Genomic DNA, 16,280 nt, shown 5'->3' with positions numbered 1-16,280 from the left:
GATCGGCCGGCCTATGTTGGTCGGCCGGTGTCGGCCGGTGTCGGCCGGCAGGTGTCGGCCCAACCTAACCGACCGCGCCCCGGCCGGACAGGGCCCTCAGGAGCTGCCGCAGCCGCCCCCGCCCCCGCCCCCGCAGCTGGAACCTGAGCCGGAATCGGAGCCGCCGTCCCCACCCCCGCCGCCGAAGAAGCCGTAGGAGGCACCCGCCGAGGCGTCGGAGGCGCCGCGACGGCGGGAGCCGCGTCGTGGCGCGGGAGGCGGTGGCGGGCCGTCCATGGACAGGGCGGCCGACAGCCGTCCGTCCTCCCACTGATTCAGGCCGTGCAGGGCGACGCCCAGGATGCTCAGCTCGACGTGGTCGACGTGGCCGCCGGCCCGGGGCGGCAGGGACCTGTCCTCGCGGTGGCGCAGGCGGTAGTGGGCCAGCGCGGTCTTCCCCGCGCGGTTGGGGTGGGTGGGGTCGGCCCGGCCGGAACCGGGCGCGTCGACGAGCCCCAGGTCCCTCAGCCGCGCGATCAGCATGGTCACCGCGGCCCCCTGGGCCACCCTGTCCCTGATCACCCAGACCGGCACGCCGTCCCCCTGCCCCCTGAGGTGGTCGAGGATCTCGGTCTGCACCGGCTGGGTGAGCACACCGACCTGGCCCGACACCTGCGTCAGCCGCCCGTCGCGCCGCGCCCTGACCGCCCCTGTCGCGGTCAGCGAGGCCAGCGCGGTGTCGACCACCCGGGGCCGGCCGCCCGCGAGCAGCGCCAGCTCGTACGGCGTCAGCTCGGGTCCCTCGTAGACGCGCGAGGGGCGCACGGCCAGGCGCAGCGCGATCAGCACCGACACGCCGAGAAGCGCGAGACCCACCACGACGATGATCTGTACGGTCTGCATGACGGCCTCCGGGATGACGTCCCTGCGCCAGGTTCACTACCCAGTGGACGAACGGGGAGGACCAGAAGTTTCGGCGGCGCCCGGTCCGGCACGCTCGATGTGGGACGGCACCCGGCTCAGCGCCTCCGGCCCGGCGGCACCCGGCTCGACGCACGCGGTTCGACGCGGCCGGTTCGACCGGCTCGACGCGCGGTTCAACGGCGTCTGCCGAAGAGCGACCACCGGCGGGGCACGGGGCCTGGCTCGGGGGTCACGGGCTCCTTTGGCAGCCGTCCCGCCGCGCGGAGACGGTCGGCGAAGTCGCGGGCGTCGGCGTGTGAGCCGCCCGGCGGCTTGGGGCGGCCTCTCGCGTACGCGTCGAACTCCCCGGCGAAGCCGTCGCCGAGCGACGCGACCAGGTCGGGCCGTAGCCTGGCCACCGCCCTGCGCCGTTTGGAGATCAGGCCGGCCTCCTGGACGCGCAGCCGCTCCCGGTCGAACCCCCGCGGCGCCTCCCGCCCGGCCACCAGGGCCGCCACCAGGGCCTCCTGAGCCCTGGCAAGGGCCTCACGCGCCGTTTCGCCGGTCTCCGGCTCCCGGTGCACCCCCCGCCCCTCCCCGGCCTCCAGCGACTCTCTCGCGGCCTCCCGCTCCCTGGCGGTCCCTCGAACCCCTTCGACGGCCGCCCGCCCCTCGTGGCCGCCCGGCTCCCGCACCCGGCCGGTGGCGTCCCCGGGCACCGCGTCGTCAGACACGGGCCATCGCGCCGCGGATCCGGTCGAGCTCCCCCTCCAGGGCGCCGTCGCTGGGGTAGTCGTCGTCCCATTCGAGCAGCACACCGGGCGGATCGACCCGGGCGCACAGCTCGGAGAGGATGTCCAGCACGTCCTGCGGGACGTGGGCGGTGTGGGTGTCGTGCCACAGCCCCTGGCGGGAGTGGCCTCCGGCGACGTGGACGTAGGCCAGCTCGGACAGCGGGAGGCCGTCCAGCGCGGCGGTGGCCGACAGGCCCAGGTTGACCTGGTTCGTGTAGAGGTTCGCCACGTCGATCAGGAGCCCGACGCCGGTCATCTCCACCAGTTCGCCGAGGAAGGCGGCCTCGGTCATCTCGTCCTCCGGCCAGCCGAACAGGGCCGCGACGTTCTCCAGAGCCAGCGGTACGGGAAGCGCGTCCTGCGCCCGCCGCACGTTCTCGGCGACGACGGAGAGCGCGGCCCGGGTGCGCGGGACCGGAAGCAGGTGCCCGGCCTCCATCCCGCCCGCCCGTACGAAGGCGAGGTGCTCGCTGACCAGCGGCGCGTCCAGGGCGCGGGCGCAGTCCGCCAGGTGCGCCAGCCGCCGCGGGTCGGGAGGCTCGGCGCCGCCGACGCCCAGCCCGACACCGTGCGGGATCACCGGAACCCCGCGGGCGCGGAGCACCCGCAGCGACTCGGGGAGCCTGGCGGGGCCGATGTTCTCGGCGATGACCTCGACGAAGTCGACCCCGGGCAGCCGCTCCACGGTCAGGTCGATCTCCGGCCGCCAGCCGATGCCCACCCCCAGCGCCGGAGACTCAGCCGCCATCGGAGGCGTCACCGTTCCGGCCTGCCCGCCGGGCCGCCACTGCCTCTCCTGCGGCACCGGCCGTCCTCACCGCCGGGGCCGGACGCCGCTCACCCACCGCAACCGCCACCGCCGCACCCTCCGCCGCAGCCGGACCCGCCACCGCCGTCACCCGACCCGCCGGAGTCACCCCAGCCACCGGAGCCGAAGTCACCGCCACCGCCGAAGGAGGAACCGTCCCCCGAGCTCGAACCGCCGCCGCAGGCGCCCGTGGCGCAGCCGCTCGAACCGCCCGCGGCCTGGCGCTGGAGCTCCTCCTCCAGGCCGGGCTCGCCGAGCTCGCTCAGGCCGTACAGGGCGACGGGGATGCCGACGGCGAAGGCCAGATCGGGCGCGACAGGGCGGGCGCCCCGCGCGTAGGTCCGGCGGGCGGAGGCGAGCACCTCGTGACCGGCGTGGCTCAGCACGTCGCGCAGCGCCCGCTTCTGCCGCGCGTAGACGGAGAAACCACCGATCACCGAGAACATGCCCACCAGCAGCGCGAAGGTGCCGAGTCCCCCGGTGGCTCCCGCGAGCAGGATGCCCGCCACGACGATCACCTCGATGATCGAGGTGATCTGGAGCCGGCCCAGCAGCACCTGGGCGTGGTCGAGCGCGCCCTCGGGCACCAGCAGGCCGAGCCCCAGCAGGCGGTAGCGCAGGCCGTCGACGCTCTGCCCCTCGGCCACCGCGCGGCGGACCTCGCCCACCGGGGCCGAGCCTCCGCGCAGGTGGAGCGACTCCATGACGGCGTGCTCGATCGGGTCGGGAGACGGCCGTGCCCCGGCGACCAGGCTGGCCTGGCCGCCGCGCGAGATCCGGATCGCCCCGGCCCTGGCCAGCAGGCCGAGCGCGGTGTTGATCACGCGGCGCGGCCCTCCGGAGAGATAGGCGAGCTCGTACGGGTTCGGTGGCCCGCCGTAGTGGCCGACCATGGCCGAGCGAACCCGGCGGTGCTCGCGGTGCAACGCGAAGGCCGTGGAGAGGATGACCAGGCCGACGGCGAAGGCGATGACGAACAGTGAGAACTCCATGTCCGCCTCCTTGGGGGGAAGGTGGGCCACAGGAGTGACGTCCCGTGTACCCAGGTAGACGCGCACAGCCTGGCAGAAGTTTCACCCGACTTCGACGGCGACCCGGTGAGATGTCGGTCACCAGGCGAAACACGTGTCACCGGCCCCGGCGCGGCCGGAGCCGGTGACCCCGGACGCGCCTTCCCCTGCGCGGGTGCCCCGCCCGGCGATCGACCCGGGCGGACACCGAATCCAGGCGGGCGATCGACCCGGGCGGGCGCCCGGCCAGGCGGACACCCCGTCCGGCCTGGCACTCGATCCAGGCGGGCACGCGGCCCAGGCGGCACTCAGCGGCGGCACTCAGCCCAGGCGGGCGACGAGGGCCTCGTACTCCTCCCAGAGCTCCTTGGGCATGTGGTCGCCGAAGGTCTGGAAGAAGGCGGGCATGAGCGACGCCTCCTGCCTCCAGATCTCCTCGTCGACGCTCAGCAGCGTCCGCATGTTCTCCTCGGAGACGTCGAGGCCCTCGGTGTCGAGCTGGGCGGGGAGCAGGCCGATGGGGGTCCGTACCGCCTCCGCCCGGCCGTTGAGGCGGTCGACGATCCACTTGAGCACGCGGGTGTTCTCGCCGAAGCCGGGCCAGATGAACCTGCCCCCGTCGTCCTTGCGGAACCAGTTCACGTAGTAGATGCGCGGCAGCCGGGCGTTCTCCCGCCGGCCGATCGCGAGCCAGTGGGCGAAGTAGTCGCCCATGTTGTAGCCGCAGAAGGGCAGCATCGCGAACGGGTCGCGACGCAGCTCGCCGACCTTGCCCTCGGCGGCGGCGGTCTTCTCCGAGGCGATGTTGGCCCCCACGAAGACGCCGTGCTGCCAGCTCATCGACTCCGTGACCAGGGGGACCGCGCTGGCCCGGCGCCCGCCGAACAGGATCGCGGAGATCGGCACCCCATCGGGGTCCTGCCACTCGGGGGCGATCGTCGGGCACTGCGCGGCCGGGACCGTGAAGCGGGCGTTGGGGTGCGCGGCGGGCTCGCCGGAGTCCGGCGTCCAGGCGCGGCCCTTCCAGTCGGTCAGGCGCGCCGGGGGCCGGTCGGTGAGCCCCTCCCACCACACGTCGCCGTCGTCGGTGAGGGCGACGTTGGTGAAGATGCTGTTGCCCCAGAGCGTCCTGATCGCGTTGGCGTTGGTGGACTCACCGGTTCCGGGGGCGACGCCGAAGAAACCCGCCTCGGGGTTGATGGCGCGCAGCCGCCCGTCGTCGCCGAAGCGCATCCAGGCGATGTCGTCGCCGATCGTCTCGACCTTCCATCCGGGGAGGGTCGGCTGGAGCATGGCGAGGTTCGTCTTCCCGCAGGCGCTCGGGAAGGCCGCCGCGACGTAACGCGTCTCCCCGGAGGGCGGGGTGATCTTGAGGATGAGCATGTGCTCGGCCAGCCAGCCCTCGTCGCGGGCCATCGTGCTGGCGATGCGCAGGGCGTAGCACTTCTTGCCGAGCAGGGCGTTGCCGCCGTACCCGGAGCCGTAGGACCAGATCTCGCGGGTCTCGGGGAAGTGGCTGATGTACTTGGTGGGATTGCACGGCCACGGCACGTCGTCCTGGCCGGGCTCCAGCGGGGCGCCGACCGAGTGGACGGCCTTGACGTAGCCGCCGCGCTCCTCGATGAGCCGCAGGGCGTCGTCGCCCATGCGGGTCATGACGCGCATGGACACGACCACGTACGGCGAGTCGGTGATCTCCACGCCGAGCTGGGAGATCTCACCGCCCAGGGGGCCCATGCAGAACGGCACCACGTACATCGTCCGGCCGCGCATGCTGCCCTTGAAGATCTCGCCGAAGGTACGGCGCATCTCGGCGGGGGCGATCCAGTTGTTGGTCGGCCCCGCGTCCTCCTCACGCTCGGAGCAGATGTAGGTCCGGTCCTCGACCCTGGCGACGTCGCTGGGGTCGGAGGTGGCGTGGAAGCTGTTCTGCCGCTTGGCCAGACGCGTGAACGTGCCCTGCTCGACCAGCAGGTTCGTCAGGCGGGTCCATTCGGCCTCGGAGCCGTCGCACCATTCGATCCGGTCCGGCTGGGTCAGCTCGGCGATCTCCTTGACCCACCCGGCAAGCTCCTCGTGGCTGGTCGGGCTGACGGCGGTGACATCTACGGTAACGGACACTACTGGGGCTCCTTTACACTTCTCCGGGCCAAAACATCATTGACGAACGAACCGCGCTCAATCCAATTGGCATAGACCAGTGAATTCGCACGATCACGCGTCATGGCGCTCCAGGCCCGGCGCCTCCTACGGCGTATGGCCTGGCAGGAGACGCAAGGTTTTGAAACCCCTACCCAAAAGAAGTGAATCTAAAAAAGCCGCATCGGCAGTGGTATAGGCCAATGAGAAAGGTCTAAACCAATCGGCGAACAGGTTCAGACCAATTCATTGGTCATTTCCGCTGCCCAGGCTCAGGAATTCACGTCCGGACCCGCCGCCCGGACGCGATCGACGTGCTGGAGCGCGTCCCTCAGATCCGCCAGCCAGGTGTCGGTGTGGTTGCCCACCAGGCGCACGCACCAGGCGAGCGCGTCACTGCGGCTGCGGGCCACCCCGGCCGCGACGAGGGTGTCGAGCACCTGACGCTCCGACTGCTTGAGCCGGGTCATGACAGGCACCGAGAGTGTGGTGAACATCACTGTCTTGTCGCCGACGGCGACTCCCCAGGAGACCTTTCTGCGGAAGCGCTGCTCGGCCTCGAGCGCGATCTCGACGCGCCGCTCCCTGGTCTCCTCGCGGAAACGCAGGATCCCGCCCTCCATGGCGGCGGAGCGCTCCACCTCCGAGACGTCGTCATCGAGCGCGGGGGCCCGGAGCCTGCCGACCACCGCGATCTCCTCGCGGTCCAGCACGATCTCCACCCCGCCCTCGAACCACTCCTCGGGCAGCCTCCCCGCGAACCAGCCGCGCAGCTTCGCCACCGCTTCATCTTTTCCCATGTAATTTAGATTACAACGCTTCATCGAACGAGGCCAGCATCGCGCCGCGCCGAACCCGAGCAGGCGGAACCCCGTGGGAACGTGCGGGAGGCGTGGGAACGGGTGGGAACGGAGGACGCGGATCAGCGGACCCGGGCGGCGACCTGCGGGCTGATCCGTACGGCCCCGGCGAAGTTGCGGGTGGTGACGGGGACGAGCTTGACCACGTCGCCGGTCCTGGGGGCGTGCAGCATCTTGCCGCCTCCCCAGTAGATGGCCACGTGCGAGACGTAACCGGGGTTGGTGGGGTCGTGCCGCCAGAACAGCAGGTCACCGGGCTGGGCCTCGGAGAGCGGGATCTGGGGACCTGAGACGAACTGCTGGTGCGTCACCCGGGGCACCTTGATCCCCGCCTGCGCGTACGCCCACTGGACCAGGCCCGAGCAGTCGAAGCTGTCAGGACCCTCGGCGCCCCACACGTACGGGCGGCCGAGCTTGCCGATCGCGGCGGTGAGCGCGGTGGTGACCTGGGGGGCGGTCATGAAGGAGCTCGCGGACCAGGTCACGGCCTTGCCGGGGGTCTCCGCGGCGGTCTTGCCGGGGGCCCTCAGCACCGGGTTGATCACCGCGACCTGCGCCCCCTTGGGCAGGGCGCGCAGGAGGGTGAGGCGCAGCCTCGCGGAGTCGGCCTTCGGCGCGCTCACCACGAGCGCGTTGTTCTCCGGGATGCCCAGCGCGCGGGCGGTCGGGCGGGAGACCACGGCGTCGATGGCGCCCATGCCCATCGTGGCGTAGGCCCCGACGCGCAGGTTGCGCCCGGCGGTGGTGAAGGTCTTGCCCAGGGGCATGCCCCCGTCGTTGCCCAGGACGAAGGAGACGGCGACCTCCCCCGCCGAGACGTTCCGCCAGAGCCTGTCGGAGCGCGCGGTCGGCTTGGGGGTGTACGCGCGGAACGTCGAGGGGTTCACCCCGAGCGTCTGCACCGGCTTGCCGTCCAGGATCACCTCCGCGGCGTCGGCCCGCTCCACCGCCCGTACCCCGGACAGCTGGGCGATCCTGGCGACCACGGTCGCGCTGAGCGGCCGGTGCGCGACGACGAACAGGTGCGGCTGCCGCATCGAGGTGAGCGGCGCCACCGGCTCCGGTGCCGCCGGCCCGCCCTGGGCGGGCTTCGCCACCTGGGTCGGCAGGGTGGCGACGGACCTGCGCATCGTGATCGTCTCCGGCTCGGCCTCCGGCATCTGGGCGAAGACCATCAGGCCGGTGGCCAGCACGCCGACGAGCAGGACGGCCAGGACGGGGACGACCCGCCTCATCAGGTGGGCGGTGCGGTGGCTGTAGCGGAGGCGGGGGCGGTAGGCGAGATCCTGCCGGGCCTCCCGGATCAGGTCGGAGACACGTGGCCGCCGATCGAACACGACATCTCCCCTTCCCCGCGGACTCCAGCCCTACGAGGGTGCCGTAGAGCGCCCTCCAATGCACGCGAACCCATCGAAAAGCGCCCTATCTGCAATGTGGCCGCACGACTTACGAAACCCTGCCAAATCCTCTGACACACGGCAATCCGCCAGGACACCCGTCCCGGCGGATCAGCGAATCGATCGGAGTATGGGGAGGTCAGTTGCCGATGTACGGCACGGCCTCAAGGATCTCGACCGTGTTGGAGCGGCCGTTCGGCATCGTGTAGGTCGCCTTCTCGCCGATCTTCTTGCCGTTGATCGCCGCACCGAGCGGCGACTTGGGCGAGTAGACGTCGATCGGGGCGCCGCTCTCCTCACGGGAGGCCAGCAGGAAGGCGACCTCCTCGTCATCGCCCTCGAAACGGACGGTGACCGTCATTCCAGGACCGACCACACCTTCGGTGCGGGGCGCCTCGCCGACCTTGGCACTGTCGAGGATCTGGCGGAGGTGGAAGATGCGGGCCTCCATCTTGCCCTGCTCGTCCTTGGCGGCGTGGTAGCCGCCGTTCTCCTTCAGGTCGCCTTCCTCGCGTGCCGCCTCGATCTTCTTGGCGATGTCGACGCGCCCGGGCCCCGAGAGGTGCTCGAACTCAGCCTTCAGGCGGTCGTACGCCTCCTGAGTGAGCCAGGTGACGCTCTCGCTGTGGGAGTCGGCCACGGGTTCTCCTTGCTTCCTCGGGGGCTTCGTGCTTGGTGCTTGGGGGGTTGCGGTCGGTCGAATTTCGAAAGGCTAACAAGTTAACCCCTCGACCGCCTCCCCAAATGTCTCACTATACGAGATAGCAGTACTGGACATGACCGGAAGTGGCCTGAGCACTGGTCTCTAGCCGTTCGGTAAGCCGAACATACCCCTCACCAGCCGGAATATTGACCTCCTTGCTGCCGACCTCGACGTGGCTGACGTCCGTGGCCCGCAGGCGGCAGAGCGCCGCGCGATCGGATGGTTTGTTCACTTCGAAGGTGATCTGCAGAGAATCGCCGCGGGTGGCGTCGAACGCGATGACCTGGTCGATGACCTCCGTGTTGCCCTTGGACGCCCACATCACGTAGCCCCATCCCCCCGCGCACACGGCGCAGAGGATCGCGATCACGGCGTGCACGACGAAGCGTCCCCTGCGCTCCGGGCGGTCGGGAAAGTCGCCCGGGGTGCCGAGGACAGGACCGTCCTGACGGCCCTTCTCGGCTTCGCTGGTGGCCATGACGGAATCTCCCTGCACTACCTCGGTGTTATCCGAGACAATTGTCCCCTGCGGGGGCCTCGCCCTCGCGACCGCCCAAGAGAAACTAACCTCTCCCTAGAGTGACGTAAGCCGAGGGCGCGCGGGGGCACCACGTCGAGCGGAGCGGAAGACACGGCCAGGCGGGCCGTCCGCGAGGCGACCGGCGACGATCCGACGCGCGACCGACATAAGGAGACACCGAGCCCGTGAGTGCACCGCTCAGGCTGATGGCCGTTCACGCGCATCCCGACGACGAGTCGAGCAAGGGCGCCGCCACCATGGCGCGCTACGTGGCCGAGGGCGTGGACGTGCTGGTCTGTACGCTCACCGGAGGCGAACGCGGGTCGATCCTGAACCCCAAGATGGAGCGTCCGGAGATTCTCGAGAACATCGGCGAGGTCCGGCGCCTGGAGATGGAGCGCGCCCGGGAGATCCTCGGCGTTCAGCAGCGCTTCATGGGGTTCGTCGACTCCGGCCTGCCGGAGGACGAGAGCGAGCCGCTGCCCGAGGGCTGCTTCGCGCTGCAGCCGCTGGAGATCGCCTCGGAGCCGCTGGTGGCGGCCGTCCGCGAGTTCAGGCCGCACGTGATCCTGACCTACGACGACGACGGCGGCTACCCGCACCCCGACCACATCATGACCAACCGCGTCTCGGTCGAGGCCTTCGAGGCGGCAGGCGACCCCGACCGCTATCCGGACGCCGGCGAGCCCTGGCAGCCCCTGAAGCTCTACTACCACATGGGTTTCACCAAGGACCGGTTCGAGGCGCTGCACGAGGCGATGAACGACCGCGGCATCGGCTCCCCGTACGCCGAGTGGATCTCCCGCTGGGAGGACCGCCCGCAGAAGTGGCCGGTGACCACCCGCGTCCCCTGCGGCGACTACTTCGAGCTCCGCGACGAGGCGCTGCTCGCGCACGCCACCCAGGTCGACCCGGACGGCTTCTGGTTCGTCTGCCCGCGCGACCTGCAGCGCGAGGTCTGGCCGACCGAGGACTACCACCTGGCCCGTTCGCTCGTGGACGTCGAGCTTCCCGAGGACGACCTGTTCACCGGTGTCCACACGGATGTCCCGGCGGACACGGTCTCGCACGCCTGCCACTGACGCGACCATGGGGTGACGGTGGCAAACTTGACATGTGATTGCATTCGACACCGTCACCAAAGGTGACGTCAGCCCGGGTCTCCTGGGTTTCCTCGTCGTGGCCGGCCTGGGGTTCGCCCTGTACATGCTGGTCAAGTCGATGAGGAAGCAGATCTCCAGGATCGAGGTCCCCTCCGAGGCCGAGCTGAGGGAGCGGAAGGGCGCCGACACCACCACGACGCCGACCGCTCCCTAGCCCCCGGCCCCGCCGGATCCACGGTCCCGACCGGCCACCGCGCGACACGCGCGAAGGGCGGGATCAGCCGAGCCGAAAACCCCGAGAGCGAGCGAGAACGACCATGGCCGACGACATCGAGGTCTCCGACAACCCCGAGGCCTCCCGCTTCGAGATCCTGCTGGACGGCGAGGTCGCCGGGTTCGCCGCGTACCGCCTGCGCGCCGGAAAGATCATTTTCACCCACACCGAGATCCTCCCCGAGCACGAGGGCAAGGGCCTGGGCAGCCGGCTGGCCTCCGCGGCTCTCGACGCGAGCCGCTCGTCCGGCCGGTCGGTCGTGCCGCTCTGCCCGTTCATCGCCCGCTACATCCGGCGTCACCTCGAGTACAAGGATCTGGTCCCCGAGGGCTACCTCGACCTCCTCGACGAGGAGGCCTGACCTCACGGCTCCCGCCCGGAGCCGCGCGAGAGCCGGGCCGTCCGCCGACCGGCGGACGGCGCCGTCACGGGCGGTCGTCACAGGCCGTCGTCAAGGACCGCCGTCACGAAGCGCGACCACGGATCGCGACGGTTCACCGGCCGCTTCTGGCCGTACACGACGGCTCACCGGCCTCTTCTGGCCGTACGGGAACGCCCGTCAGTCTCCGAGGGTGTCCGTCGAGGACCAGGCGCGCTCCAGCGCCCTGGGCAGCCCCCAGCGGCCCAGCGAGGTGAGCACCTCGGTCCTGTCGACGATCCCGAGGCACGCCCAGAGCGGGGTGACCGAGCTGAAGAGCGTCTCGGCCGCCTCCAGGTCCTCCGGCTCGTCCAGGTCGACGTCGATGTCCTCCGATTCGGCGATGAGCCTGGCGATCCGCTCGGGCGACGCCAGCACCCCGGGGCCGCGCCTGGCCAGGGCGGCGACCACGGCCAGCCAGTCGGCGTGGTGGATCGCGCACAGGGCGGCCAGCACCGAGTCCTCGTGGCTGAGCTCCCCGTCCAGGTCGGAGAAGACCTCCAGCCGGTCCTCCTCGTCGGGCAGGTCGGAGATCGGCCCCGCGATGCCCGCCGTGACGGTCAGCCAGAGCTCCTCGTCGTCGGCCGGCAGCGGCTCCCCCTCGTACCCGGCGCAGGCCCGCAGCACGTTGCCGGGATAGCCGGGCCTGCCCAGCACCTCGCGCAGCCGGGTGGCCGCGGCCTGCAGCTCCCTGACGGGCCGCTCGGGGTCGGGCAGCTCGGCCAGGATGCGCCGCAGCTCGGCCAGCGCGAACGCCTCCTCCTCGTCCCAGGCGGCGAACAGCTCCTCGTCCTGCTCGTCGGAGACCGCGGTTCCGGGGATCCGCCCGTCGGGCAGCGGGCCGGTGAGCCAGCGCTCCTGGAGATCCGCGTAGGCCTCCCTGGCCTGCTCGTCGCCCCGGGCGAGCGCGTCCGGATCGATCTCCCCGGCGGCGACCCGCTCCTCCAGGTAGGCGACCAGCCCGTGGAACATCTCCTCGCCGACCGGTCCTCGCTCGTCCTCCTCGGGCCAGACGAAGAAGCTCGGGGTGAGCAGGAGCGGCTCGGTGCCGGTGGACTCCATCCAGCGCTGCACGTCCCCCACGGTCGCGCCGCCGGACTCGATCGCGCTGAGCGTCGCCTTCGCGGAGTCCCAGAAGGGCACCGACAGCGGGTTGCCCGCCGCCAGCAGCGCCCGCCTCAGATCGGGCAGCGCCACCAGTGCCACGCCGGACGGCACGGCGAGCAGCGCACGGGCAACATCACGCCGGGTCAGCTCGGAGGCCGCCCTTCCGGCGTGTACACACACGAAGTCGAGATCCACGCCCAGTGAGCCTACGCCGGAAGAGCGGTGAACACACCTTCCCGCCCGGTGTCACTCTCGCGCACCCGAGGCACCGCGCCCGTCCGGGGGAGCCACGGGAGGGGTCAGGGCGCCCGTCCGGGGGAGCCACGGGAGGGGTCAGGAGACGCCGGACGCGGCGGCCGGAGCGCGCGTCCGGCGCGCGGCGGTGGCCCGGACGGGGCGCCAGGTGCTCACCAGCGCGAAAGCCAGCAGCAGCTCGGCGATGTCGCCGCCGTAGTACATGATCTCCGCGGCTCCGCGCAGCTGCGCGACCGGCACCGGCACGTCGACGACGAGCCCGGCGTACATCAGCTGCGACAACGTGGCGTGTACGGCGATGGCCACCCCCAGCACGACCAGCCGCAGGGGGACCGGCGGGCGCCGCGGCGCCGGGTCGGGGCCGGCGATCACCCAGGCGAACAGGCAACCGGACAGCAGGAAGTGCACGTGCACCAGGTGGTGCGGCAGCGCGCCGGTGGAGATGATCCGATACAGCGGGGTGCAGTACAGCGCCACCATGGCGCCTACGCTGAGCAGCAGCGCGATCCACGGGTCGGCCACCAGGCGCATCGCCCGGCAGCGCAGCACGGCGACGAGGCGCCGTCCGTGGACCGGCGGCAGCGAGCGCAGCAGCAACGTCACCGGGGCGCCGAGCACCAGGCCCAGCGGCGCCAGCATGCCGATCAGCAGGTGCTGCAGCATGTGCCCGCGGAAGTCCGTCTCGGCGAACGCGGCGACGGGCCCGGTCACGGCGGCGGCGGCCAGCGCGACGCCCGCGAGGAAACCCGCCGTCCGCCACCGGCTCCAGCCTCTGGGCTCGCGACCGCGCCGCGCCGCCAGCAGCACGTACCCGCCCGCCACCACGGCCAGGACCGCCGGCGGCAGCGCCGCCGCCAGGCCGCCGCCGTGCTCGTGGACCTCGTGGGCCCCAGACGCCAGGACGATCATGACGTCGGCGCGGCGGGGGCGCGCCCGCCCTCGTCGCACAGCTCGACCGGGCCGCCGCCACGCTGCAGCAGCCACCCGCCGGCCACCAGCGCCGCGCCCAGGAGCAGGAATCCCAGATCCCACCAGGTCTGGTACGGGCCGGTCCGCACGTGGTGGATGCCCAGCAGATGGTGATCGATGATGCCCTCCACCAGGTTGAACGCCCCCCATCCGACGAGGATCCAGCCCCACAGCTCCCGCGATCTCCACACCCGGCCGCGGGAGTGCAGGACCCGCGAGTACAGCAGGCCGAGGCCGATCAGCACCGCCAGCCAGGTGAACGCGTGGAACAGCCCGTCCCACAGCGTGTTCATCCGCAACCCGGGAACGGTGTCCGCCGGGTAGTACCTCACTCCGATGTTGTCGGTGTTCGTGCTGGTCAGCATGTGGTGCCACTGCAGGATCTGGTGCAGCAGGATGCCGTCGACGAACCCTCCCAGCCCGATGCCCAGAATCGTTCCCGGCGCGGCGATCCGCCCGGCGCCGCTCCGCACAACCGACCTGTTCACCATCACGGCCCCCTTGTTCCCGGCTCGCGCCCGGCCAGTCCTGTCCGCCTCACGTACGGGTCAGGCCGGTCCGGAGCCGCGTGCCGCCGCCGAGGAGAGGGGCACCCCGGGGGTCCCCCGCAAACCCCACCAGAGCCACCGGCGGGCGTACGGGAGCGACGCACCCGCGCACGCCATCCGCGGCCTAAAATTTCGGCCGCCCGCCCATGCTCGCGGCCTCGTCCCTCTCCCGGTTTAGTGTGAGAAGGATCGTGTGGGTACAACCGCGACGCGCGATCTCCGCGCACCTCGCGAGGAGGACGCACGCACCGCGTACGCAGGAAAGGTCGTTATGAACCGCTTGAAGGACGCGACGAGCCCCTATCTGCTGCAGCACGCGGACAACCCCGTCGACTGGTTCGAATGGGGCGAGGAGGCGTTCGCCGAGGCCGTCCGGCGGAACGTGCCGCTGCTGATCAGCGTCGGCTACTCGGCGTGCCACTGGTGCCACGTGATGGCTCACGAGTCCTTCGAGGACCGGGCCACGGCCACGCTGATGAACGAGCGCTTCGTCAACGTGAAGGTCGACCGCGAGGAACGGCCGGACGTCGACGCGGTGTACATGGCGGCCACCCAGGCCATGACCGGTCAGGGCGGGTGGCCGATGACGGTCTTCGCCACCCCGGAGGGCCACCCCTTCTACACCGGCACCTACTTCCCCAGGCAGCAGTTCCAGCGGCTGCTGGCCGGGGTGTCGAGCGCCTGGACCGAAGAGCGGGAGGCCGTGCTGGAGCAGGGCTCGAAGATCGTGGAGGCGCTGAACGAGCGGTCGGCGCTGCCGTCCGGGCCGCTGCCCACGCCGGACACGCTCACCCGGGCCGTGCACAGCCTGGCCGGGTCCTTCGACGCGGTCCGCGGCGGCTTCGGCGGAGCACCCAAGTTCCCGCCGTCGATGGCCCTGGAGTTCCTGCTGCGCTACGGCGCGGCGGCCACCGGGACCACGCGGGACATGGAGGACGGGGAGCGGCGGGCGACCGCCGACGCGGCGACGTCCATGGCCGGGCGGACGCTGGAGGCCATGGCGCGGGGCGGCATCTACGACCAGCTCGGCGGGGGGTTCGCCCGCTACAGCGTGGACGCCGAGTGGGTGGTCCCGCACTTCGAGAAGATGCTCTACGACAACGCCCTGCTCCTGAGGGTCTACACGCACTGGTGGCGCTCCACCGGCTCCGCCCTGGGCAGGAGGGTGGCGCTGGAGACGGCCGACTGGCTGCTGGCCGAGATGCGCACCCCCGAGGGGGGCTTCGCCTCCGCCCTGGACGCCGACAGCGAGGGCGTGGAGGGCAAGTTCTACGCCTGGACCGGTGAGGAGATCCGCGAGGTCCTCGGCGAGGAGGACGGGCTCTGGGCGATCGAGCTGTTCGAGGTGACCGGGACGTTCGAGCACGGCACCTCGGTGCTGCAGCTCCTCGCCGACCCCGACCCCGGCGACGCCGAGCGGTTCGCCCGGGTCCGCTCCGCGCTGCTGGCCGCGCGGGCCCGCCGGGTACGGCCGGGACGGGACGACAAGGTGGTGGCCGCCTGGAACGGCCTGGCCATCGCCGCCCTCGCGGAGACCGGTGCCCTGTTCGAGCGGCCGGACCTCGTCGCGGCGGCCCGCGAGGCGGCCGTGCTGGTCGACGAGCTCCACCTGGACGGCGACCGGCTGCTGCGCACCTCCCGCGACGGCAGGGCGGGGACCAACGCCGGAGTCCTGGAGGACTACGGCGACCTCGCCGAGGGCCTGCTCGCCCTGTACGGGGTGACCGGGGAGGTCCGCTGGTTCCGGCGGGCCGAGGCGCTGCTCGACACCGTCCTGGCCCGGTTCTCCGACGGCTCCGGCGGGTTCTACGACACCGCCGACGACGCGGAGCGGCTCTTCCAGCGCCCGCGGGACGCGACCGACAACGCCACCCCGTCCGGCCAGTTCGCCGCCGCGGGCGCGCTGCTCTCGTACGCCGCGCTGACCGGCTCGGCCCGGCACCGGGAGGCGGCCGAGGCGGCCCTGGGCACGGTCACCGTGCTGGCCGACAAGCACGCGCGGTTCGCCGGGTGGGGGCTGGCCGCGGCCCAGGCGGCGCTGTCCGGCCCGATCGAGGTCGCGATCGTGGGCCCGGCGGGCGATCCGGCGACGGCGGCCCTGCACAGGACGGCCCTGCTGTCACCCTTGCCCGGTCTGGTCCTGGCGCTCGGCGAGCCCGATTCCGCCGGTGCCGGCGCTGGTTCCGATGTCGATGACGGTGCCGGTGCCGGGGAGGTCCCGCTCCTGGCCGGCAGGGGCCTGGTGGGCGGCGAGCCCGCGGCCTACGTGTGCCGTGGCTTCACCTGCAGGATGCCCGTCACCACCCCGGCTGCCCTGCGAGCCGAGCTGGCGAGCGGGGCGTGACAAACCAGGCGTGACAAACCAGGCGTGACGGACCGGGCGTGACGGACCGGGTGGTCGTCGGAATCGGGCGGGGACCGCCGGAGCGGCCGAGGTCCGTCGTCCTGGACGCCGGGGGCCGCCGCCCTGGACGGGGTCGCCGGGCAGATCGC

General features: G+C 71.9%; 16 protein-coding genes. 4 read left to right on the top strand and 12 right to left on the bottom strand.

Annotated features, from left to right (window positions below; genetic code table 11):
* Nucleotides 1–96: 96 nt before the first annotated feature.
* The 9 genes from ACTOQ1_RS17345 to ACTOQ1_RS17305 all read right to left on the bottom strand — a co-directional run bounded on the left by ACTOQ1_RS17345 (nt 97) and on the right by ACTOQ1_RS17305 (nt 9,071).
* Nucleotides 97–882, bottom strand: a complete 786-nt coding sequence (locus tag ACTOQ1_RS17345) for a TIGR04222 domain-containing membrane protein (protein ID WP_440068292.1) — start codon at nt 880–882, stop codon at nt 97–99.
* Between the two features lie 194 nt (nt 883–1,076).
* Nucleotides 1,077–1,616 carry a hypothetical protein gene (locus tag ACTOQ1_RS17340; protein ID WP_440068291.1) on the bottom strand — a complete coding sequence of 180 codons (540 nt, stop codon included), beginning with the start codon at nt 1,614–1,616 and terminating at the stop codon, nt 1,077–1,079.
* Nucleotides 1,609–2,481: a DUF692 domain-containing protein gene (locus ACTOQ1_RS17335; RefSeq protein WP_440068289.1), complete on the bottom strand. Its 873-nt coding sequence runs from the start codon at nt 2,479–2,481 to the stop codon at nt 1,609–1,611. The genes ACTOQ1_RS17340 and ACTOQ1_RS17335 overlap by 8 nt, the downstream gene beginning before the upstream one ends.
* A 32-nt stretch (nt 2,482–2,513) precedes the next feature.
* A complete protein-coding gene (locus tag ACTOQ1_RS17330; RefSeq protein WP_440068287.1) occupies nt 2,514–3,476 on the bottom strand; it encodes a TIGR04222 domain-containing membrane protein in 963 nt (320 codons plus the stop codon).
* 339 nt (nt 3,477–3,815) lie between these two features.
* Nucleotides 3,816–5,615: a phosphoenolpyruvate carboxykinase (GTP) gene (locus tag ACTOQ1_RS17325; RefSeq protein ID WP_440068285.1), complete on the bottom strand. Its 1,800-nt coding sequence runs from the start codon at nt 5,613–5,615 to the stop codon at nt 3,816–3,818.
* Nucleotides 5,616–5,905: 290 nt separating this feature from the next.
* A complete protein-coding gene (locus ACTOQ1_RS17320) occupies nt 5,906–6,433 on the bottom strand; it encodes a hypothetical protein (protein ID WP_440068284.1) in 528 nt (175 codons plus the stop codon).
* A gap of 122 nt (nt 6,434–6,555) precedes the next feature.
* Nucleotides 6,556–7,830, bottom strand: coding sequence for a C40 family peptidase (locus ACTOQ1_RS17315; protein WP_440068283.1), 1,275 nt, complete (start codon nt 7,828–7,830; stop codon nt 6,556–6,558).
* 199 nt (nt 7,831–8,029) lie between these two features.
* Nucleotides 8,030–8,530 (bottom strand): transcription elongation factor GreA, encoded by a 501-nt coding sequence (greA, locus tag ACTOQ1_RS17310; RefSeq protein WP_344750139.1) that lies wholly within the window; start codon nt 8,528–8,530, stop codon nt 8,030–8,032.
* 112 nt (nt 8,531–8,642) lie between these two features.
* The gene (locus ACTOQ1_RS17305; RefSeq protein WP_440068281.1) at nt 8,643–9,071 is read right to left on the bottom strand and encodes a DUF4307 domain-containing protein; all 429 of its coding nucleotides are present in this window, start codon (nt 9,069–9,071) and stop codon (nt 8,643–8,645) included.
* 227 nt (nt 9,072–9,298) lie between these two features.
* Between ACTOQ1_RS17305 and mca the strand changes: the two genes are divergently transcribed.
* The 3 genes from mca (at nt 9,299) to ACTOQ1_RS17290 (ending at nt 10,851) form a co-directional block, all read left to right on the top strand.
* On the top strand, nt 9,299–10,195 hold the full coding sequence (mca, locus tag ACTOQ1_RS17300) for a mycothiol conjugate amidase Mca (protein WP_440068279.1): 897 nt from the start codon (nt 9,299–9,301) through the stop codon (nt 10,193–10,195).
* A 34-nt stretch (nt 10,196–10,229) separates the two neighbouring features.
* The gene (locus ACTOQ1_RS17295; protein WP_440068277.1) at nt 10,230–10,430 is read left to right on the top strand and encodes a hypothetical protein; all 201 of its coding nucleotides are present in this window, start codon (nt 10,230–10,232) and stop codon (nt 10,428–10,430) included.
* Between the two features lie 103 nt (nt 10,431–10,533).
* On the top strand, nt 10,534–10,851 hold the full coding sequence (locus ACTOQ1_RS17290) for a GNAT family N-acetyltransferase (RefSeq protein ID WP_440068276.1): 318 nt from the start codon (nt 10,534–10,536) through the stop codon (nt 10,849–10,851).
* A gap of 198 nt (nt 10,852–11,049) precedes the next feature.
* On the opposite strand, the gene ACTOQ1_RS17285 is transcribed toward ACTOQ1_RS17290, so the two are convergent.
* The 3 genes from ACTOQ1_RS17285 to ACTOQ1_RS17275 all read right to left on the bottom strand — a co-directional run bounded on the left by ACTOQ1_RS17285 (nt 11,050) and on the right by ACTOQ1_RS17275 (nt 13,730).
* Entirely contained in the window at nt 11,050–12,210 is a 1,161-nt protein-coding gene (locus tag ACTOQ1_RS17285) for a hypothetical protein (protein WP_440068274.1), read from the bottom strand.
* 138 nt (nt 12,211–12,348) lie between these two features.
* On the bottom strand, nt 12,349–13,179 hold the full coding sequence (locus tag ACTOQ1_RS17280; protein WP_440068272.1) for a cytochrome c oxidase assembly protein: 831 nt from the start codon (nt 13,177–13,179) through the stop codon (nt 12,349–12,351).
* The gene (locus ACTOQ1_RS17275; RefSeq protein ID WP_440068270.1) at nt 13,176–13,730 is read right to left on the bottom strand and encodes a DUF2243 domain-containing protein; all 555 of its coding nucleotides are present in this window, start codon (nt 13,728–13,730) and stop codon (nt 13,176–13,178) included. The genes ACTOQ1_RS17280 and ACTOQ1_RS17275 overlap by 4 nt, the downstream gene beginning before the upstream one ends.
* Nucleotides 13,731–14,058: 328 nt before the next feature.
* Between ACTOQ1_RS17275 and ACTOQ1_RS17270 the strand changes: the two genes are divergently transcribed.
* Nucleotides 14,059–16,131 carry a thioredoxin domain-containing protein gene (locus ACTOQ1_RS17270; protein ID WP_440068268.1) on the top strand — a complete coding sequence of 691 codons (2,073 nt, stop codon included), beginning with the start codon at nt 14,059–14,061 and terminating at the stop codon, nt 16,129–16,131.
* Nucleotides 16,132–16,280: the final 149 nt, after the last annotated feature.

Origin of the sequence: Streptosporangium sp. OZ121 (genome assembly GCF_051918885.1) — a bacterium.
Lineage (GTDB): Bacteria > Actinomycetota > Actinomycetes > Streptosporangiales > Streptosporangiaceae > Streptosporangium.
The sequence above is the reverse complement of the archived record's forward strand: the minus strand, read 5'-3'. Positions and strand labels throughout refer to the sequence as shown.